The 17,739-nt window shown below is 71.5% G+C and carries 16 protein-coding genes; 10 read left to right on the forward strand and 6 right to left on the reverse strand.

Annotated features, from left to right (window positions below):
* The first annotated feature begins 53 nt into the window (after positions 1-53).
* Positions 54-221: a DUF397 domain-containing protein gene (locus tag O3X23_RS18900; RefSeq protein WP_269272598.1), complete on the forward strand. Its 168-nt coding sequence runs from the start codon at positions 54-56 to the stop codon at positions 219-221.
* Here O3X23_RS18900 and O3X23_RS18905 read toward each other — a convergent pair.
* Positions 218-1,630, reverse strand: coding sequence for a sensor histidine kinase (locus tag O3X23_RS18905; protein WP_269272599.1), 1,413 nt, complete (start codon positions 1,628-1,630; stop codon positions 218-220). The two genes, O3X23_RS18900 and O3X23_RS18905, sit on opposite strands and share 4 nt — an antisense overlap.
* Positions 1,627-2,325, reverse strand: coding sequence for a response regulator transcription factor (locus tag O3X23_RS18910; protein ID WP_269272600.1), 699 nt, complete (start codon positions 2,323-2,325; stop codon positions 1,627-1,629). The genes O3X23_RS18905 and O3X23_RS18910 overlap by 4 nt, the downstream gene beginning before the upstream one ends.
* A gap of 64 nt (positions 2,326-2,389) precedes the next feature.
* Here O3X23_RS18910 and O3X23_RS18915 point away from each other — a divergent pair, with 64 nt between their 5' ends.
* Together O3X23_RS18915 and O3X23_RS18920 are read left to right on the forward strand one after the other, a co-directional pair.
* Positions 2,390-3,520 carry a UDP-N-acetylglucosamine--N-acetylmuramyl-(pentapeptide) pyrophosphoryl-undecaprenol N-acetylglucosamine transferase gene (locus tag O3X23_RS18915; protein WP_269272601.1) on the forward strand — a complete coding sequence of 377 codons (1,131 nt, stop codon included), beginning with the start codon at positions 2,390-2,392 and terminating at the stop codon, positions 3,518-3,520.
* Entirely contained in the window at positions 3,517-4,530 is a 1,014-nt protein-coding gene (locus O3X23_RS18920) for an SDR family NAD(P)-dependent oxidoreductase (RefSeq protein WP_269272602.1), read from the forward strand. Before O3X23_RS18915 ends, O3X23_RS18920 begins: the two co-directional genes overlap by 4 nt.
* A gap of 12 nt (positions 4,531-4,542) precedes the next feature.
* Here O3X23_RS18920 and O3X23_RS18925 read toward each other — a convergent pair whose 3' ends face one another.
* Positions 4,543-5,172: a TetR/AcrR family transcriptional regulator gene (locus O3X23_RS18925; protein WP_269272603.1), complete on the reverse strand. Its 630-nt coding sequence runs from the start codon at positions 5,170-5,172 to the stop codon at positions 4,543-4,545.
* A gap of 273 nt (positions 5,173-5,445) precedes the next feature.
* Here O3X23_RS18925 and O3X23_RS18930 point away from each other — a divergent pair, with 273 nt between their 5' ends.
* The 4 genes from O3X23_RS18930 to O3X23_RS18945 all read left to right on the forward strand — a co-directional run bounded on the left by O3X23_RS18930 (position 5,446) and on the right by O3X23_RS18945 (position 9,618).
* The gene (locus O3X23_RS18930; protein WP_269272604.1) at positions 5,446-6,414 is read left to right on the forward strand and encodes a tetratricopeptide repeat protein; all 969 of its coding nucleotides are present in this window, start codon (positions 5,446-5,448) and stop codon (positions 6,412-6,414) included.
* Between the two features lie 606 nt (positions 6,415-7,020).
* Positions 7,021-7,674, forward strand: coding sequence for a DUF6230 family protein (locus O3X23_RS18935; protein WP_269272605.1), 654 nt, complete (start codon positions 7,021-7,023; stop codon positions 7,672-7,674).
* A 91-nt stretch (positions 7,675-7,765) separates the two neighbouring features.
* Complete coding sequence (locus O3X23_RS18940; RefSeq protein WP_269272606.1) at positions 7,766-8,332, forward strand: DUF6114 domain-containing protein; 567 nt, start codon at positions 7,766-7,768, stop codon at positions 8,330-8,332.
* Complete coding sequence (locus tag O3X23_RS18945) at positions 8,332-9,618, forward strand: hydrogenase expression protein HypF (protein WP_269272607.1); 1,287 nt, start codon at positions 8,332-8,334, stop codon at positions 9,616-9,618. The genes O3X23_RS18940 and O3X23_RS18945 overlap by 1 nt, the downstream gene beginning before the upstream one ends.
* A 145-nt stretch (positions 9,619-9,763) precedes the next feature.
* Here the strand turns inward: O3X23_RS18945 and pyk are convergent, their stop codons facing one another.
* The 3 genes from pyk to pta all read right to left on the reverse strand — a co-directional run bounded on the left by pyk (position 9,764) and on the right by pta (position 14,527).
* A complete protein-coding gene (gene pyk / locus O3X23_RS18950; RefSeq protein ID WP_269272608.1) occupies positions 9,764-11,194 on the reverse strand; it encodes a pyruvate kinase in 1,431 nt (476 codons plus the stop codon).
* Positions 11,195-11,261: 67 nt separating this feature from the next.
* Entirely contained in the window at positions 11,262-12,443 is a 1,182-nt protein-coding gene (locus tag O3X23_RS18955; RefSeq protein WP_269272609.1) for an acetate kinase, read from the reverse strand.
* A complete protein-coding gene (gene pta / locus O3X23_RS18960) occupies positions 12,440-14,527 on the reverse strand; it encodes a phosphate acetyltransferase (RefSeq protein WP_269272610.1) in 2,088 nt (695 codons plus the stop codon). The genes O3X23_RS18955 and pta overlap by 4 nt, the downstream gene beginning before the upstream one ends.
* A gap of 421 nt (positions 14,528-14,948) precedes the next feature.
* On the opposite strand from pta, the gene O3X23_RS18965 reads away from it, so the two are divergent.
* From O3X23_RS18965 to O3X23_RS18975, 3 genes are all read left to right on the forward strand, one after another.
* The gene (locus O3X23_RS18965; protein WP_269272611.1) at positions 14,949-15,992 is read left to right on the forward strand and encodes a 2-hydroxyacid dehydrogenase; all 1,044 of its coding nucleotides are present in this window, start codon (positions 14,949-14,951) and stop codon (positions 15,990-15,992) included.
* Between the two features lie 38 nt (positions 15,993-16,030).
* Positions 16,031-17,056 (forward strand): ATP-dependent 6-phosphofructokinase, encoded by a 1,026-nt coding sequence (locus tag O3X23_RS18970; RefSeq protein WP_269272612.1) that lies wholly within the window; start codon positions 16,031-16,033, stop codon positions 17,054-17,056.
* Positions 17,057-17,203: 147 nt separating this feature from the next.
* Positions 17,204-17,677, forward strand: coding sequence for a hypothetical protein (locus O3X23_RS18975; protein ID WP_269272613.1), 474 nt, complete (start codon positions 17,204-17,206; stop codon positions 17,675-17,677).
* The last annotated feature ends 62 nt before the right edge of the window (positions 17,678-17,739 follow it).

Genomic DNA, 17,739 nt, shown 5'->3' on the forward strand with positions numbered 1-17,739 from the left:
GCGGAATCTGGATCACCATGGTCGTGTCGCTGGAGCACAACGGAAGGCACCACATGGCCCTCGAAGCCACCGTCGGGGACGACGGAATGATCTACATCCGCGAGACGGACGAGCCGGAGATCGTGGCCGTCACCAGTCCCGCCAAGTGGGAGGCGTTCGTGAAGGGCGTCAAGGCAGGGGAGTTCGACGCGTTCGCGGAGGAGCCGGACGAGGCCGGCTAGGGGCTCCTCGGGCCCGGCGGGGCCTCGAAGGCCAGCCGGAACAAAGCGCCGCCTCCCGCTGCCGGCTCCGCCGTGATCGTGGCGCCGTGGGCGTGGGCGATCTGCCGGGCCATGGCGAGGCCCAGGCCGGAGCCGGGCAGCGCGCGGGCGGAGTCCGCGCGGTAGAACCGGTCGAAGACGTAGGGGGCGTCCTGCGGGGCGATCCCCGGTCCGTGGTCGCGGACCGTCAGCTCCACCACGGCGCCCGCCCGGGTGAGGGCGACCTCCACCGGAGCCCCCGGTGGGCTGAACTTGGCCGCGTTGTCCAGGAGGTTGGTCAGCAGCCGGCTGAGCCGGGCCGGGACGCCCGGGACGTGCGCCGGAGCCGCGGCCGGGTCCGCGGTCAGGGTGAAGGGGACGTCGGGCCAGTGGCCGCGGGCGGCCCGTACGGCGTGGCCCGCCAGGTCGGCGAGGCCCACGTCCTCGACCAGCGGCAGCGGTTCCTCGTCCCGTGCCAGCTCGATCAGGTCGTTGACGAGCTGCGTGACCTCGCGCAGCTGCCGCTGCAGCGCGCCGGAGGCACGGTCGCGCTGGGCGTCGGTCAGCCGGTCGGCGCGCGCCAGCAGGTCGGCGTTGGTACGCAGCGCGGTGAGCGGGGTGCGCAGTTCGTGCGAGGCGTCGGCGACCAGCCGGCGCTGCGCCGTGACGGACTGTTCCAGCTCGCCGAGCATGGTGTTGAACGCGGTGGCGAGCCGGGTGACCTCGTCCTGGCGGCGGGCGGGCCCGGCCGGGATCTCGATCCGGTGCCGGGCGTCCCGGGTGGCGGCGATCCGTTCCGCCGTGGCCGTCAGCCGGGCCACCGGCGCAAGTCCCGTCCGGGAAACCCAGTAGCCGAGGACCGCGGCGAGCAGCACCCCCGTCCCGCCGACCCCCGACAGCAGCCAGGCGGCCTGCCGCACCCCCTGCTCCACGGTGTCGGACCGCACGGCCACCTGCAGTGCCCTGCCGCTGCCGAAGCGGCTGGTGAACATCCGTGCCGGATGCCCGGCGAGCGTGACGTTGCTGAAGTACGCCGGACGGTCGCCCGCCGCGACCTCCCGTACCGGCCCGGAGACCGGCAGCCGGTACGGCTCCCGCGGGTCGGCCGCCGGGTCCGCCGGGACGATCTGCGAGCAGGCGGGCGCCGACAGGTACACGCACTCCCCGGCCACCACCTGCGGACCTTCACCGCGGTGCTGCTGCTTGACGAGCGTCGCCGACTGGGTGAGATGCAGGTCCAGTTGATGGACGAGCTCGTAGCGGATGACGAAGAACGCGGCCGCGCAGACCCCGACCGCGACCAGGGCGACGGCGGCGGACGCCGCGACCGCGAGCCGGGTGCGCAGCGGCCGGTGCCGGCGCCAGCGCGCCATCCCGCGGGTGCCCGTCACCCGAGGTCCAGCCGGTAGCCGACGCCGTGCACGGTCTGCACCAGCCGCGGCTCGCCGCCCGCCTCCAGCTTCCGCCGCAGATAACCGACGTAGACGGCGAGCGAGTTGGAGTCCGGGCCGAAGTCGTGGCCCCAGACCCGCTCCAGGATCACCTCGCGCGGCAGCGCCTGGCCCGGGTTCCGCATCAGCAGCTCCAGCAGCGCGAACTCGGTGCGGCTGAACTCCAGCGGCCGGCCACCCCTGCTGCCGGTGCGGGTGAGCGGCTGGACGACCAGATCCGCGAAACTCAGCTCCGGATCCTCGCCGGCCCCCGACGCGGCCCGGCGCAGCAACGCCCGCAGCCGGGCCAGCAGTTCGTCCAGCGCGAACGGCTTGACGAGGTAGTCGTCGGCGCCCGCGTCCAGGCCGTCGACCCGTTCGCTCACCGAGTCGAGCGCCGTGAGGACGAGGACGGGCGTGCGGTCGCCCAGCCCCCGCAGGCGCCGGCACACCGCCAGCCCGTCGAGCACCGGCATCATCACGTCCAGCACGATCGCGTCCGGCTGCCAGGCCGCCACCTCCGACAGGGCGGCGAGCCCGTCGGCGGCCCCGCGCACCGCGTACCCCTCGACGGTGAGGCCGTCCTCGACGGCGGCGCGTACCTCGGGTTCGTCGTCCACGACGAGGATGCGGGCGGGCGGTTGCGCAGTGTCCATGGGCCCAAGGGTCCCAAACCGGACTCTTAGAACCCTCTTAGAGCGTCCCGTCAGCGTTGCGGCCATGCGGAACTCAGAGCACATCCCCCTGTCGGTGGTCATCGGGGCGGGCGGTACCGGCGGGCACATCTATCCGGGACTGGCCCTCGCCGACGCCCTGCGCCGGGCCGATCCACGGGCGGTCGTCACCTTCGTCGGCACCGAACGCGGGCTGGAGACCCGGCTGATCCCCGAAGCCGGCTACCGGCTGCACACGGTCGACATGATCCCGTTCGACCGGTCGCTCGGCGCCCGCCGCTTTCTGCTGCCGGCCGCGCTGCTGCGGTCGGCGGTGGCCTGCCGGGCCATCCTGCGCGAGCAGGGCGCGCAGATCGCGGTGGGGATGGGCGGCTATCCCAGCGCGCCGGTGATCCTGGGCGCGCGGCTGGCCGGACTGCCGAGCCTGGTCCACGAGTCCAACGCGGTGCCGGGCCGCGCCAACCGGTTCGCGGCCCGGCTCACCCCGCACGTCGCGCTGGCCTTCGACCGCAGCCGCGCCCATCTGCCGTCGGGCATCAGCCCGGAGACCGTCGGCATGCCGCTGTCCGGGCCGCTGGCCACCCTGGACCGGGCCGCCCTGCGCGGCAGGGCCCGCGCCGAACTCGGCGTGCCGGCGGGCGCCCGGCTGATCCTCGTCAACGGCGGCAGCCTGGGCGCCACCCGGCTGACCGAGGCGGCCGTCGGACTCGCCCGGCGCTGGCGGGACCGGGACGACGTGCGGCTGCTCATCAAGACCGGCCCCGCCGCCCTCGCGGAGACCAGGACCCGGCTGGCCGGGAGCACGGTCGCCGAGGCCGTCGCGTACCTGGACCGGATGGACCTCGCCTACGCGGCCGCCGACCTGGTGATCTGCCGGGCCGGTTCGGCGACCATCGCCGAACTCGCCACGACCGGGGTGCCCGCCGTGCTCGTCCCGTACCCGCACGCGCCCGGCGACCACCAGACGCACAACGCCCGCGTGCTGTCCGACGCCGGGGCCGCCGTACTGCTCCCCGACGCCGAGGCGACCGCCGACCGGCTGGCCGCCCTCGTCGAACCGCTGCTCCGTGATCCCCGCCGGCTCGCCGCGATGAGCGGCGCCGCCGACCCCGGCACCCACGCCCGCGCGGCCGATCTGCTCGCCGCCAAGACTCTGGAACTGAGGAACGCCGCATGACCGACACCGCATCCCCGAACTCCGACTGGACCGGCCGCACCGTCCTGGTGACCGGCGCCGAGGGCTTCATCGGCAGCACCCTGACCGACCTCCTGGTCGAGCGCGGCGCGAACGTCCGCGCCCTGGTGCACTACAAGCCGTACGGCGAACGCGGCCACCTCGCCCGCTACCTGCGGCCGGGCAGCCCCGTCGAGATGCTCGCGGGCGACGTGCGCGACGCGGGCCGCGTCATGGACGCCGTCGACGGCTGCGACACCGTCTTCCACCTCGCGGCCCTGATCGGCATCCCGTACAGCTACCAGGCCCCCGAGGCCTACGTGCAGACGAACGTGGCCGGCACGCAGAACGTGGCGGGCGCCTGCCTGCGCCACGGGGTGCGGCGCCTCGTCCACACCTCCACCAGCGAGGTCTACGGCAGCGCGCTCACCGTGCCGATCAGCGAGAGCCACCCGCTGCAGCCGCAGTCCCCGTACTCCGCCTCGAAGATCGGCGCGGACATGACGGCGCTGTCGTACTTCCACTCCTTCGAGCTGCCGGTCACCGTCGTCCGGCCCTTCAACACCTACGGCCCCCGGCAGTCCGCGCGCGCCGTCATCCCGGCGATCCTGGCCCAACTGCACTCCGGCGCCCGCGAGATCCGCCTGGGATCCCTCACCCCGACCCGCGACTTCACCTACGCCACCGACACCGCCGCCGGCTTCCTGGCACTGGCCGGCTGCGACCGGGCCCTCGGCGAGGTGGTCAACCTCGGCACCGGCCGCGAGGTCTCCATCGGCGACCTCGCCCGCTCCCTGATCGCCGCCTCCGGCCGCGAAGCCGAGATCGTCACCGACCCCACCCGCCTCCGCCCGTCGGGCAGCGAGGTCAACCGACTACTTTCGGACAATTCTCGCGCGCGCGAATGGGCGGGCTGGGAGCCGCAGGTCTCCCTGGAGGAGGGCCTGCGCCACACCTCGGACTGGATAGCGGAGAACCTGCACCTCTTCGCACCGGACCGCTACCAGGTGTGAGCGGCGGCCCGGTCAGCGGATGGCGGCCAGGCCGCCCAGCAGCAGCGTCGTGAAGGTCCGGGCCCAGGTGGGGTCCACGGGTTCGCCGCTGACCAGGGTGCGGTGGACGACCGCGCCGGCGATGACGTCGAAGATGAGGTCGATCTGGGTGGTGGCGTCCGTGCCGGCGGGGTCCTGGGGCTCGTCCGGGGGGAGTTCGCCGCGCTCCTGGGCGCGGCGGCGGCCGAGGACCACCAGGCGCTTCTGGCGGTCCACGATGGCCTCGCGGATGCGCTGCCGCAGCGCGTCGTCGGAGGTGGACTCGGCGACGACGGCCATCAGGGCCGTCCTGGCCTCGGGGAGCGCCAGCAGGGCCGCGAACTGCAGCACCACGTCCTCGATGTCCGCCTGGAGGCTTCCCCGGTCGGGCAGTTCCAGTTCGTCGAAGAGCACCGCCACCGCGTCGACGACCAGCTCGTTCTTGCCCGCCCAGCGGCGGTAGAGCGTGGTCTTGGCGACGCCGGCCCGGGTGGCGACGTCGCCCATCGTCAGCTTGCCCCAGCCCAGTTCGACCAGGGCGGCCCTGGTGGCCTCCAGGATCGCGTGGTCGGCGTCGGCGCTGCGGGGGCGGCCGGTCTTCTTCGCGGAAGTGCCGTTGTGCATGGCTGGGACCATACCGGTCAGTACGTGGAGGGGCCCGCGGCCGCACCGTGACCGGGATCACGTCGTCTCACGGGGTTGGCGCTTGCCGCGATTGGACATCCAGCAGTTACGCTACGACTCGTAGCGAAAGAGCGATGACCACTGGCGCAGGTGGGGACCCACGCCGAGAAGGACACTCTTGAACAGCGGTGCGCGCTCCCGGCTGTCCGCGAACCAGCGGAGCGGCCGGGGGCCGTTCACACTTTTTTACGACGAGGGGGGAGGATTGACCTCATGCAGCCACGGAACATGTCCATGAGCGGTGTGGTCGACCTCGCCGCACTGAAGGCGGCCGGTGAGGCCAAGACGAAGGCCGAGCAGGCCAGGGCGCAACGGCAGGACGCCGGCGCCCCCGCCCCTTCCGCCGCCACCCCGCTCGTCATCGATGTCACCGAGGAGACTTTCGAGAGCGCGGTACTGCAGCGCTCCTCCGAGGTCCCGGTCGTCATCAGCTTCTGGGCCGAACAGGCCGAGCAGAGCAAGCAGCTCAACGCGACGCTGGAGCGACTGGTCGGCGAGTACGCCGGCCGGCTCCTGCTCGCCCGCGCCGACGTCTACGCCAACCAGCTGCTGTTCCAGCAGTTCGGCGCCCAGGGCGTGCCGGCCGTCTTCGCGGTACTCGCCGGTCAGGCGATGCCGCTCTTCCAGGGCGCGGCCGCCGACGACCAGATCCGCGAGGTGCTGGACCAGCTGATCGCCGTCGGCGAGCAGCGCTTCGGCATCGTCGGCACTCCCGTCGAGGCGGGCGCGGCTCCGGCCGCCGCCCCCGAGCCCCGGCCCGCCACTCCGCAGGAGCTGGCACTGTCCGCCGCGCACGACGCGCTGGACGCGGGCGATCTGGGCGGCGCCGTCCAGGCGTACCGGAACGTGCTGGCGACCGAGCCGGCCAACGCCGAGGCCAAGCTCGGCCTGGCCCAGGCCGAGCTGCTGCAGCGGGTGCAGGACGCCGACCAGCAGGCGGTCCGCAAGGCCGCCGCCGACAACCCCGCCGATGTGCCGGCCCAGCTGGCCGCGGCGGATCTCGACCTCGTCGGCGGACATGTCGAGGACGCCTTCGGGCGGCTCGTGGACACGGTGCGGCGTACGGCGGGTGACGACCGGGACGCGGCACGGCTGCGTCTCCTGGAACTCTTCGACGTGATCGGCACCGACGATCCCCGCGTGGTGACAGCGCGTGCAGCACTGGCTCGCGTGCTGTTCTGACCGCGGCTGATTCCGTGATTCGGCGACCGCACTTTACGCAATCGTGATGAAGTGCGGTCGCTGTCACGTCGGGTGAAAGATCGACACCCTTTCGTACGGCAATCTTCTCCTTTGTCGGACATTCACGCCCTCGACGTAACTACCGAGCGTCATATCGCGACGTTCGATGATCGCGCTCTCGTCATGCTTCCGTTACTCGCTAGTAACGAGACCTCTTGTGCAGCGGCTGGGAATGGACCACCATCGGCCAAGCTCGGTCCTGTACCCCCGACCATCCGACAGCCAGTCGGCACGGCTGGGGGCGACCCTCGGCGGAAGCCGGGGGAGGGTCCCCACCGAGTGGAAGCGCACGGCGAACCTGTCGGCGCTTCCGGACAGGGGGGTCTCTGCCCACCCAGCAGGGCCTGTCCAGCAGGTTGCGCGAGAGCGTGGCCAGTGGTTGTCGCTCGGGGGTGATCGCTGATGAATCGGACTGTGCCGTCCGCATACCCGCGGACCGGCCTTCGGTGACGGCGCTCCCTTTCCCGAGGACGTAGCTCTTCTCCCCATCCCGGCCCCGGATCTCCATATCCGGCCGGATGTGTACGTCCGATCAGGAGGAAAGTCATGGAGTCGGTCGTTAGAGGCGGCACCAAGTGGAAGCGGTTCGCCGTAGTCATGGTGCCGAGCGTTGCTGCCACGGCAGTGATCGGCATGGCGCTCGCCCAGGGCGCGCTCGCGGCGTCGTTCGCGGTGTCCGGCCAGAGTTTCAAGGTCTCCGCCGAGCGGCTCGACGGTGAGGGCTTCGTTCAGTACGGCGGTCTTGACGCCCACTCCGGCGGGGGTGCCCCTGAGGCGGTCGCCGTCTCGGGCTTCAAGAAGGCCTACATCACCAAGATGTGCCAGTCCGTCGTCGTTCCCGTCCCCGGCTTCGGCAGCGTCTCGCTGAACCTGAACGCGGGCATGAAGGGCGACCAGGGCGCCAACAAGGATCAGCGTGTCGAGGCCGACAACCTCTACATCGACCTGAACCAGCTCGACGCCGACGCTGTCTTCGAGGACATCAACATCGGTGTCGCGGCGGGGTCGACGAACAAGGCGCAGGGTCCGGCGCAGACGTCCGGCCAGGGCGCTCCCGCCCTGCCGAACAGCTTCGCGCAGGAGGCCCGCAAGGCCACCCTGACCGACGTGAAGCAGACCGCCTGGGCGACCAGCGCGGGCACCTTCAAGCTCAAGGGCCTCAGCATGTCGGTCAAGCCCGGCGTGCACGAGTGCTACTAGGCACTTGAAAGACCGGGTGCGGGGCCTTGCGCCCCGCACCCGGCTCCCCTCCAACTTTCTTGCGCAAAAGCCAGTCCCAGGGAGCTGTTCCATGAGTGCCGAGTCGCCAGGGCTGCGTCATCACCAACCGAATGCCTTTCACACCGCCCACACGCGGTTCCGCAACTGGCGGTGGCAGCGACCGTTCTGGGCGGGCCTGCTGACCCTCCTGGGTGGTATCCCCATCGCGTACTTCCCGTACGCGAACATGACCCTCGGGCAGCTCACCGTACGGATGTCCACGACGACCGGCTCCAGTTCACTGGTCATCGGCATCCTGTTGATGGTGCTCGGTCTGACGTTGTGGTTCCAGCCGCTCGTCCGCGTCTTCGCGGGAGTGGCCGCGATCCTGCTGGCACTGGTGTCCATCCCGGTGTCCAACTTCGGCGGATTCCTGATCGGCTTCCTGCTGGCCCTGATGGGCGGAGCGCTCGCTGTCGCCTGGGCCCCCGGTGTCCCGGCGAAGGCCGAGAAGGCCGAGCCGGCCGCGTCGGCCGAGCTGCCCGACGGTGGCGCCGCGGTACCGCAGCAGTCCTACGCACCACAGACGGAGCAGCACGCGGCGTCGACGGGCACTGGCACGGACGACGAGACGACCAACAACCATAGGAGGGCGTAGTGCGGGGTGACGAGGCTCTGCCGGCCCACGGCGACGGACCCCGTACCAGATTGGTGCCGCGCCACGCCGCACCGAAGAAGTCGCTCTTCACCAAGCTCCACATGCCCGCGGGCAAGGCGATAGCCATCGCCGCGATGCCCACAGCGGTACTGATGGGCATGGGCATAACACCGCATCTCGCGCTCGCCGACGAGATGCCGAAGAACCCGTACGCTCCCGGCCCGTGTGTCACGCAGTCCGACACGCCCGCCCCGGACGCCACCACCACGAAGCCGAGCACGAAGCCCTCCGCGTCGGAGAGCGCCGCGCCGAGCACCAAGCCCACGTCCTCGCCCAGCCCGTCGGCGAGCACGGCCGATCCGCAGGCCGCCGCCAAGGCGCTGCCGAAGACCGTCGTGCCCACGACCGTGCCGAAGAGCGAGGCCGCCGCGCCGAGCACCGCCCCGCAGGCGACGCCGAGCCCGACGAAGTCCATCAACCCGTGGGACCCGCTGGGTGTCGGTGACGCCATCAAGGACGTCCTCGGTCTGAACAAGCCCGCCACCCCGACGACGGCGCCCACCACCGCGCCGACGACGGCGGCGCCGACGACCGCGCCCACCACGGCGCCGACGAAGGCACCGAGCACGAGCCCCGCCAAGGTCCCGGCGGCGAAGTCGTCGTCCCCGGCCGCCCTGACCGAGAAGTCGGCCAAGGCCCTGGAGGACGCGGCCGACAAGGCGGCGGCCGCCGAGAAGTCCGCCACCGCCACCGCCACGCCGTCGGCGTCGGCGAGCGCCGCGGACGGCAAGACGCCATTCCCGTGCCCGACGCACGACGCCAAGGCACTGGCCGACGCCTCGTACGAGAAGACCCCCGCGCCGCTGCCGGACCAGCCCTGGTTCCTGGAATCCAGCATGCTGACGCTCAAGGGCCTGGACTACAAGGGCATCGTCGAGGTCAGGACGGCCGGCGGCGTGGTGAAGAAGGTCCTGAAGTTCACCGCGAGCTCGCTGGACATCCAGGACCTGCACCAGATCGTCAGCGCGAACGGGCACGTCTACCACGTGCAGGGACCGGGCACGACGTCGACGATCCAGAACGGCACCGTGACGATGTACACCGAGGAGCTGAAGGGCAACCTCTTCGGTCTCATCCCGGTGACGTTCAGTCCCGACACGCCCCCGCCGATCAACGTCCCGCTGGCGGTCTTCACCAACGTCAAGATCCGCCAGGCCGGCCAGTTCGGCGGCACCCTGCACATCAAGAACCTGCACCAGACGATCACGCAGGGTTCGTACCCGTAAAGACCCGTCCGGGAGCCGCACAAAAGCCGAGGGCGCCGACCCCACTGGGGTCGGCGCCCTCGGCGCGTCCGGTACCGCTCACGCCCCCGGCCGCGACGCCATGTGCGATGGCGTCGTGGGCCGGGTGGGGCAGGCCGGCCGGTGACTACTTGCTGAGATCGTCGCCCAGGTGGTGCACCCGGACCATGTTGGTGTTGCCGGGGACGCCGGGGGGCGAACCGGCGGTGATGATCACGGTGTCACCCGCGTTGTACTCCTTGAGCTTGAGCATCTCCGTGTCGACGACCTCGACCATGGCGTCGGTGTTGTCGACGTACGGGACCACGTACGTCTCGACGCCCCAGGTCAGCGCGAGCTGGTTGCGGGTCGAGGGGTCGGTGGTGAACGCCAGCACCGGGGCCGGGACGCGGTAGCGGGCCAGGCGGCGGGCGGTGTCGCCGGACTGGGTGAACGCGACCAGGGTCTTGGCATCCAGGAAGTCGGCCAGCTCGGCGGCGGCACGGGCCACGGCGCCGCCCTGGGTGCGGGGCTTCTTGCCCGGCGCGAGCGGCTGGAGACCGCGCTTGAGCAGCTCCTCCTCGGCGGCCTCGACGATGCGGGACATCGTCTTGACCGTGTCGATCGGGTACTTGCCCACGGAGGACTCGGCGGAGAGCATGACCGCGTCGGCGCCGTCGAGGATGGCGTTGGCGACGTCGGAGGCCTCGGCGCGGGTCGGGCGCGAGTTGGTGATCATCGACTCCATCATCTGGGTCGCGACGATCACCGGCTTGGCGTTGCGGCGGCAGAGCTCGATGAGCTGCTTCTGGACGACCGGCACGCGCTCCAGCGGGTACTCCACGGCGAGGTCGCCACGGGCGACCATGACCGCGTCGAAGGCCATGACGACGGCCTCCATGTTCTCGACCGCCTGCGGCTTCTCCACCTTGGCGATGACGGGGACGCGGCGGCCCTCCTCGTCCATGACGCGGTGGACGTCCTTGACGTCCGAGGCGTCGCGGACGAACGACAGGGCGACCATGTCGACGCCCATCGCGAGCGCGAAGCGCAGGTCCTCGATGTCCTTCTCGGACAGCGCCGGGACGTTCACGGCCGCGCCGGGAAGGTTGATGCCCTTGTGGTCGGAGATCACTCCGCCCTCGACGACGAGACAGCGCACGCGCGGTCCCTCGACCTCGATGACGCGCAGGGCGACGTTGCCGTCGTTGATCAGGATCGGGTCGCCCTTGCTGACATCGCCGGGCAGGCCCTTGTACGTGGTGCCGCAGATGGTCTTGTCGCCGGGTACGTCCTCGGCGGTGATGGTGAACTCGTCACCCGAGACCAGCTCGACGGGCCCGTCGGCGAACTTGGCCAGCCGGATCTTGGGGCCCTGCAGGTCGGCGAGGACGCCGATGGCACGGCCGGTCTCCTCGGCCACCTTGCGCACCCGCTGGTAGCGCTCCTCGTGCTCGGCGTGTGTTCCGTGGCTGAAGTTGAAGCGGGCCACGTTCATGCCGGCCTCGGCCAGCGTCTTCAGCTGGTCGTAGGAGTCGACGGCGGGTCCCAGGGTGCAAACGATCTTTGCTCGGCGCATGGGCGCAATCCTATCGGGTTTGTTCCGCTCCGGAATATTCCTGGGGCGTCATGGGTATGAAGCGTGGTCAACGTTGAGCGAACGCGTAGGTGGCGCGGGCGATCTCGAGCTCCTCGTCGGTGGGGACCACGGCCACAGCGACGCTGCTGCTGTCCGTGGAGATCAGCCGCGCGGCGTGGCCGCGGACGGCGTTGCGTACGGCGTCGACCTCGATACCGAGGGCGCCCAGGCCCCGCAGGGCCGCCTCGCGCACCGCGGCGGAGTTCTCGCCGACTCCTGCGGTGAAGGCGATGACGTCCACTCGGCCCAGTACAGCGGTGTACGCGCCGACGTATTTGCGCAGGCGGTGGACGTAGATGTCGAACGCCAGCCGGGCGGCCTTGTCGCCCTCGGCCATGCGGCGTCCGATCTCGCGCATGTCGTTGTCACCGCACAGGCCGAGCAGGCCACTGCGTTTGTTGAGCAGGGTGTCGATCTCGTCCACCGTCATTCCACCTACGCGCGCCAGGTGGAAGACTACCGCCGGGTCGAGATCGCCCGAACGGGTGCCCATGACCAGACCCTCCAGCGGCGTCAGGCCCATCGAGGTGTCCACGCAGACCCCGCCCGCCACCGCGGAGGCGGAGGCGCCGTTCCCCAGGTGCAGCACGATGGCGTTGACCTGCGACGACTCCTTGCCCAGCAGCTTCGCGGCGGCGCGTGAGACGAACGCGTGCGAGGTGCCGTGGAAGCCGTAGCGCCGGATGCCGTACTCGTCCGCCGTCGCGGTGTCGATCGCGTACCGGGCGGCGTGCTCGGGGATCGTCGAGTGGAACGCGGTGTCGAAGACCGCGACCTGCGGCAGGTCAGGGCGCAGCTCGCGGGCGACCTTGATGCCGGTGATGTTCGCCGGGTTGTGCAGCGGGGCGAGCGGCACCAGCTCCTCGATCGCCGCCACGACCTCGTCGGTGATCAGCGTCGGCTCGGTGAAGCGGGTGCCGCCGTGCACGACGCGGTGGCCGACCGCCGCCAGCTCGGGGGAGTCCAGGCCGAGGCCCTGCCCGTTCAGCTCGTCGGCGATGATGCGCAGCGCCGCGTCGTGGTCGGCGACCTCGCCCTCGCCGATCCGCTCGACCAGCCCGGAGGCGAGCCGCGCGTCCGGGCCCGGGGCGGCGGCCATGTCCAGCAGCTGGTACTTCACCGAGGACGAGCCGGAATTGAGGACGAGGACGCGGGACGGGGTGCCGGCCCGGCCGTCGGGGCTGCTCACTGGGTTTCTCCTTCGCCCTGCGCCTGGATGGCCGTGATGGCGACCGTGTTCACGATGTCCTGGACCAGCGCGCCGCGCGACAGGTCGTTGACCGGCTTGCGCAGGCCCTGCAGCACCGGTCCTACGGCGACCGCGCCGGCCGACCGCTGGACCGCCTTGTAGGTGTTGTTGCCGGTGTTCAGGTCCGGGAAGACCAGCACGGTGGCCTGGCCGGCCACCGCGGAGCCCGGCATCTTGGTGGCCGCCACCGACGGTTCGACGGCCGCGTCGTACTGGATCGGACCGTCGACGGCCAGGTCCGGGCGGCGCTCGCGCACCAGCTCGGTGGCCTTGCGGACCTTGTCGACGTCCGCACCGGAACCCGAGGTTCCGGTGGAGTACGACAGCATGGCGATCCGCGGCTCCACGCCGAACTGGGCGGCGGTGGCCGCCGCCTGGATGGCGATGTCCGCCAGCTGTTCGGCGTCCGGGTCCGGGTTGACGGCGCAGTCGCCGTAGACGAGGACCTTGTCGGCCAGGCACATGAAGAACACCGAGCTGACGATCGCCGCGCCCGGCGCGGTCTTGATGATCTCGAAGGCCGGGCGGATGGTGGCCGCGGTGGAGTGCACCGCGCCCGACACCATGCCGTCGGCCAGGCTCTCCTGCACCATCAGGGTGCCGAAGTACGAGACGTCGGAGACGACGTCGTAGGCCAGCTCGTAGGAGACGCCCTTGTGGGCGCGGAGCTCCGCATACAGCTCGGCGAACCGGTCGCGCAGCGGTGACGTCTGCGGGTCGACGACGGTGACGCCCGGCTGGTCGAGGCTGATGCCCAGGTCCGCGGCCTTCTTGCGGACCACGTCCTCGTCGCCGAGCAGGATCAGGTCGCACACCCCGCGCCGCAGCAGCACCTCGGCGGCCTGCAGGATGCGCTCCTCGGTGCCCTCCGGCAGGACGATGCGGCGCCGCCCGGACCTGGCCCGTTCGATCAGGGTGTGCTCGAACATCATCGGGGTGACGCGCTCGCTGCGCGCGACCGACAGCCGCTGCGTCAGCTCGGCGGTGTCCACATGCGTCTCGAACAGCCCCAGCGCGGTCTCCGCCTTGCGCGGGGTGCCCGCGCCCAGCTTGCCGTCCAGCGCGAACAGCTCGGCCGCGGTGGGGAAGCTGCCGGCCGCGACCGCGATCACGGGGGTGCCGGGCGCGAGCCGGGCAGCCAGCGCCAGGATGTCCGGGCCGGGCCGCTCATCGAGGGTGAGCAGCACGCCCGCGATCGGCGGCGCACCCGCCGAGTGCGCGGCGAGTGAGCCGATGATGAGGTCGGCGCGGTCGCCGGGGGTGACCACCAGGCAGCCGGAGGTCAGCGCGGGCAGGAAGGCGGGCAGCATCGCGCCGCCGAAGACGAAGTCCAGCGCGTCCCGGGAGAGCCCGGCCTCGTCGCCGAGCAGGACGTCCGCGCCGAGCGCCTCGACGATCTGCGCCACCGTGGGCGCCGACAGCGCGGGCTCCTCGGGGATGACGTAGACGGGCACCTCGGGCCGGTGGGCGAGCCTGCGGCCGGCCTCGACGGCCTCCGCGGGACCCACGCGGTTGGCGACCACGGCGATGACGTCGCAGCCGAGGTTGGTGTAGGCGAGATAGGCGTTGCGGACCTCGGCGACCACCGATTCGGCCGTCTGGTCGATGCCGCCGACCACCGGCAGCACGGAGGCGCCGCATTCGTTGGCGAGCCGGGCGTTGATGCCCAGCTCCGCGGGGAGGTTCGTCTCCGCGAAGTCGGAGCCGAGGATCAGCACCGCCTCGTACTCCCGGGCGACCTCGTGGAAGCGGTCCACCAGCCTGGCCGTCAGCGCGTCGCGCCCCTGCTCGGCCTGGAGCGCCGCCGCCGCCTCGTACCCCATGCCGTAGACCGTGGACGGGTCCTGCGTCAGCCGGTAGCGGCTGCGCAGCAGATCGAACAGCCGGTCGGGCCCGTCGTGCATCAGCGGCCGGAACACCCCCACCCGGTCGACCTGGCGGGTCAGGAGCTCCATCACCCCCAGCTCGACCACCTGGCGGCCGTCGCCGCGGCCGATCCCCGTTACATAGACGCTGCGCGTCACGCGCGTTCTCCGATCCATCGTCGCGCTGGGTTGATCTTCATCGCTGCTGTATCACTACTGCTCTCGCCGCTTCTCGGTCCGGACTTCTCGTTCCGGAGTTCCCGGTCCGGACCTCTCGATGGCTGGATCCCGCCGCCGCTTTCCGGTTCGTGCCTACCCCAAGACGCTAACGCGACGCTGGTGCGGTCGCTTGCCGACGCCGGGCCCGTGCCACGGCGGCTTCCGGCCCGTCCCACGATGCCATCTGCCCGTTCGCCGGGGACAATGCCCCCCCGGGGGGTGGCGGGAGAGGGGCGCTTCGGCCCGTCGCGGGCGCGGTGCGGGACCCTGTGAGCCGGCGCCGTGTCCCCGGGGCACGCGGCGGTACGTATCACCGCACTGTTCCCATAGGGTGAAATAGGCTGACGAGGGAGGGGCGACGGTGGAGATCCTGGCGACCGGAGTGCAGAAGGACGAGCGGCCCCTGCTGGAACGGGATTTCGCCGGCCGCTACTCGCTGCGCTGCCTGGAGACCTTCCTGACCATCGACACGGTGCCGCTCGCGGCGGGTTACGAGATCGTCAGCACCAGCGTGAACGCCCAGCTGGACGCCGACGTGCTGGAGGTGCTCGCCGAGGGCGGCACCAAGCTGATCGCCCAGCGGTCCACCGGGTTCAACAACATCGATCTGGAAGCGGCGGAACGGCTGGGCGTCGCCGTGTCCCGCGTCGCCTACTACTCCCCCTACTCGGTGGCCGAATTCGCCTGGACGCTGGCCACCGCCCTCAACCGCCGGATCGTCCGCGCTGCCATCCGCACCCGGGACTTCAACTTCCGCCTCGACGGACTGCTCGGCCGGGACTTCCGGGGCCGTACAGTCGGCGTCGTCGGCACCGGCAAGATCGGCGCGGCGTTCACGAGCATCGCGCACGGCTTCGGGATGAAGCTGCTGGGCTGGGACATCACGGCCGATCCAGCCTGTGTCGAGCTGGGCATGGAGTATGTCGACCTGGACCGGCTGTTCCGCGAGTCCGACCTGATCTCCCTGCACGTACCGCTGCTTCCCGAGACCCACCACCTCGTCGGCGCGCAGGCGCTGGCCCGGATGAAGGATGACGCGATCCTCATCAACTCCAGCCGCGGCGGGCTGATCGACTCCGCGGCCCTGGTCGAGACGCTGCGAGCCGGCCGGCTCGACGGCGTGGGCCTGGACGTCTACGAGGAGGAGGCCGGTGTTTTCTTCCTCGACAAGTCGTTGGAGATCATGACGGACGACACCCTCGCCCGCCTGCTCACCTTCTCCAACGTCCTGATCACCTCGCACCAGGCCTACTACACCGTGGACGCGCTCGACCAGATCGTCGAGGCCACGGTCCGCAACGTCGACGACTTCCTGGCCGGCCGGGCCGGCGCCGGCACCCTGGTCCCCAGGCCCGCGCGGCCCGGAGCTCCCGAAGCCGCGACCGGCCCGGCCACCGCCCCCTAGCACCCCAGATCCCGTAACCCTCCAGGAGAGACCAGCCCATGCGTATCGGAGTCCTCACCGCAGGCGGCGACTGCCCCGGCCTCAACGCCGTCATCCGGTCGGTCGTGCACCGCGCGCTCACCGGCCACGGCGACGAGGTCATCGGCTTCGAGGACGGCTTCGTCGGGTTGCTCGAAGGCCGCTTCCGGCCGCTCGGCCTCAACTCGGTCAGCGGCATCCTGGCCCGCGGCGGCACCATCCTCGGCTCGGCGCGCCTGGAGCGCGCCCGGCTGCGCGAGGCGGCGGACAACGCCGAGGAGCTGTGCCGCCAGTACGGCATCGACGCCCTCATCCCGATCGGCGGCGAAGGCACCCTGACCGCCGCCAAGATGCTGTCGGACGCCGGGATGCCGGTCGTCGGCGTGCCGAAGACCATCGACAACGACATCTCCGCCACCGACCGCACGTTCGGCTTCGACACCGCCGTCATGGTCGCCACCGAGGCCATCGACCGGTTGAAGACCACCGCCGAGTCCCACCAGCGGGTCATGGTCGTCGAGGTGATGGGCCGGCACGCCGGCTGGATCGCCCTGGAGTCGGGCATGGCGGGCGGCGCGCACGGCATCTGCGTCCCGGAGCGGCCGTTCGACCCCGCCGACCTGGTCGCGATGGTCGAGGAGCGCTTCGCGCGCGGCAAGAAGTTCGCCGTCATCTGCGTCGCCGAGGGCGCGCACCCGGCCGCCGGGACCATGGACTATGGCGTCGGCGCGGTCGACAAGTTCGGCCACGAGCGGTTCGGCGGCATCGGCACCCGGCTCGCCGTCGAACTGGAGCAGCGCCTCGGCAAGGAGGCGCGTCCCGTCATCCTCGGCCACGTCCAGCGCGGCGGCGTCCCCACCGCCTACGACCGGGTGCTGGCCAACCGCTTCGGCTGGCACGCGGTCGAAGGCGTCCACAAAGGGGCCTTCGGGCACATGACCGCGCTGCGCGGCACCCAGATCGAGATGGTCCCGCTCGCGGACGCGGTGGTCGAGCTGAAGCGGGTCCCGGACGAGCGGATGGACGAGGCCGAGTCGGTCTTCTGAGCAGGGCGCTCTCCTGAGCAGGCCGACGCGGCCTGCCGGACGATTCGGCTGAAGTACCCCGAACGCACCACGCACTTGATCCGGTGGGCACCGGCGGTGCAGTCTGATCCATCCGACGACGGAGGCGGATGAAAGCAGGTGCCCCGCGTGGCGACGACAGTGGACGATGCACCCGGCTACGGCTCCGACCACGGACCGGCCGGCTGGCGGTGGACGCTGTTCTTCTGTCTGGCGGCCGCGGGTCTGCTCGGGGGCGCGCTGGGCGGCAGCCTCTTCGAACTCACCGAGTACGGGCAGTACACGTATCTCGCCCTCGGGCCGATCGTCGGCGGCGCGCTCGGAGCGGTCTGCGGCGGCCTGGCCGGCGGGGTGCTGGTCTGCCTGCCGCCGCGCTGGGCCTTCGCTCCCGGGGCGGCGCCCTGCGCCGCCGCCGCGGCGGTGCTCCTGCTGGAACTGGGCACGGTCGACGCGTTCACCTCCGAGGGTGCCGCGGAGCAGTTCTTCTCCGGCGGCCCCGGGCTGACGATGCTGCTCGTCCCCGCGCTGGCCGCGGCCGGTGTCGCGCACGTGGTGGCGCGCGGCTGCCGGCGGTTCGGGCAGGCGGGCTCCGCCACCCCGTGACATGACCGAGCCCCGGACAACAGCTCGTGGCTGCGGGCCGGGGCGCGGAGTTCGGAGGAGGC

Origin of the sequence: Streptomyces sp. H39-S7, assembly GCF_027158205.1 — a bacterium.
Taxonomy (GTDB): Bacteria; Actinomycetota; Actinomycetes; order Streptomycetales; family Streptomycetaceae; genus Actinacidiphila.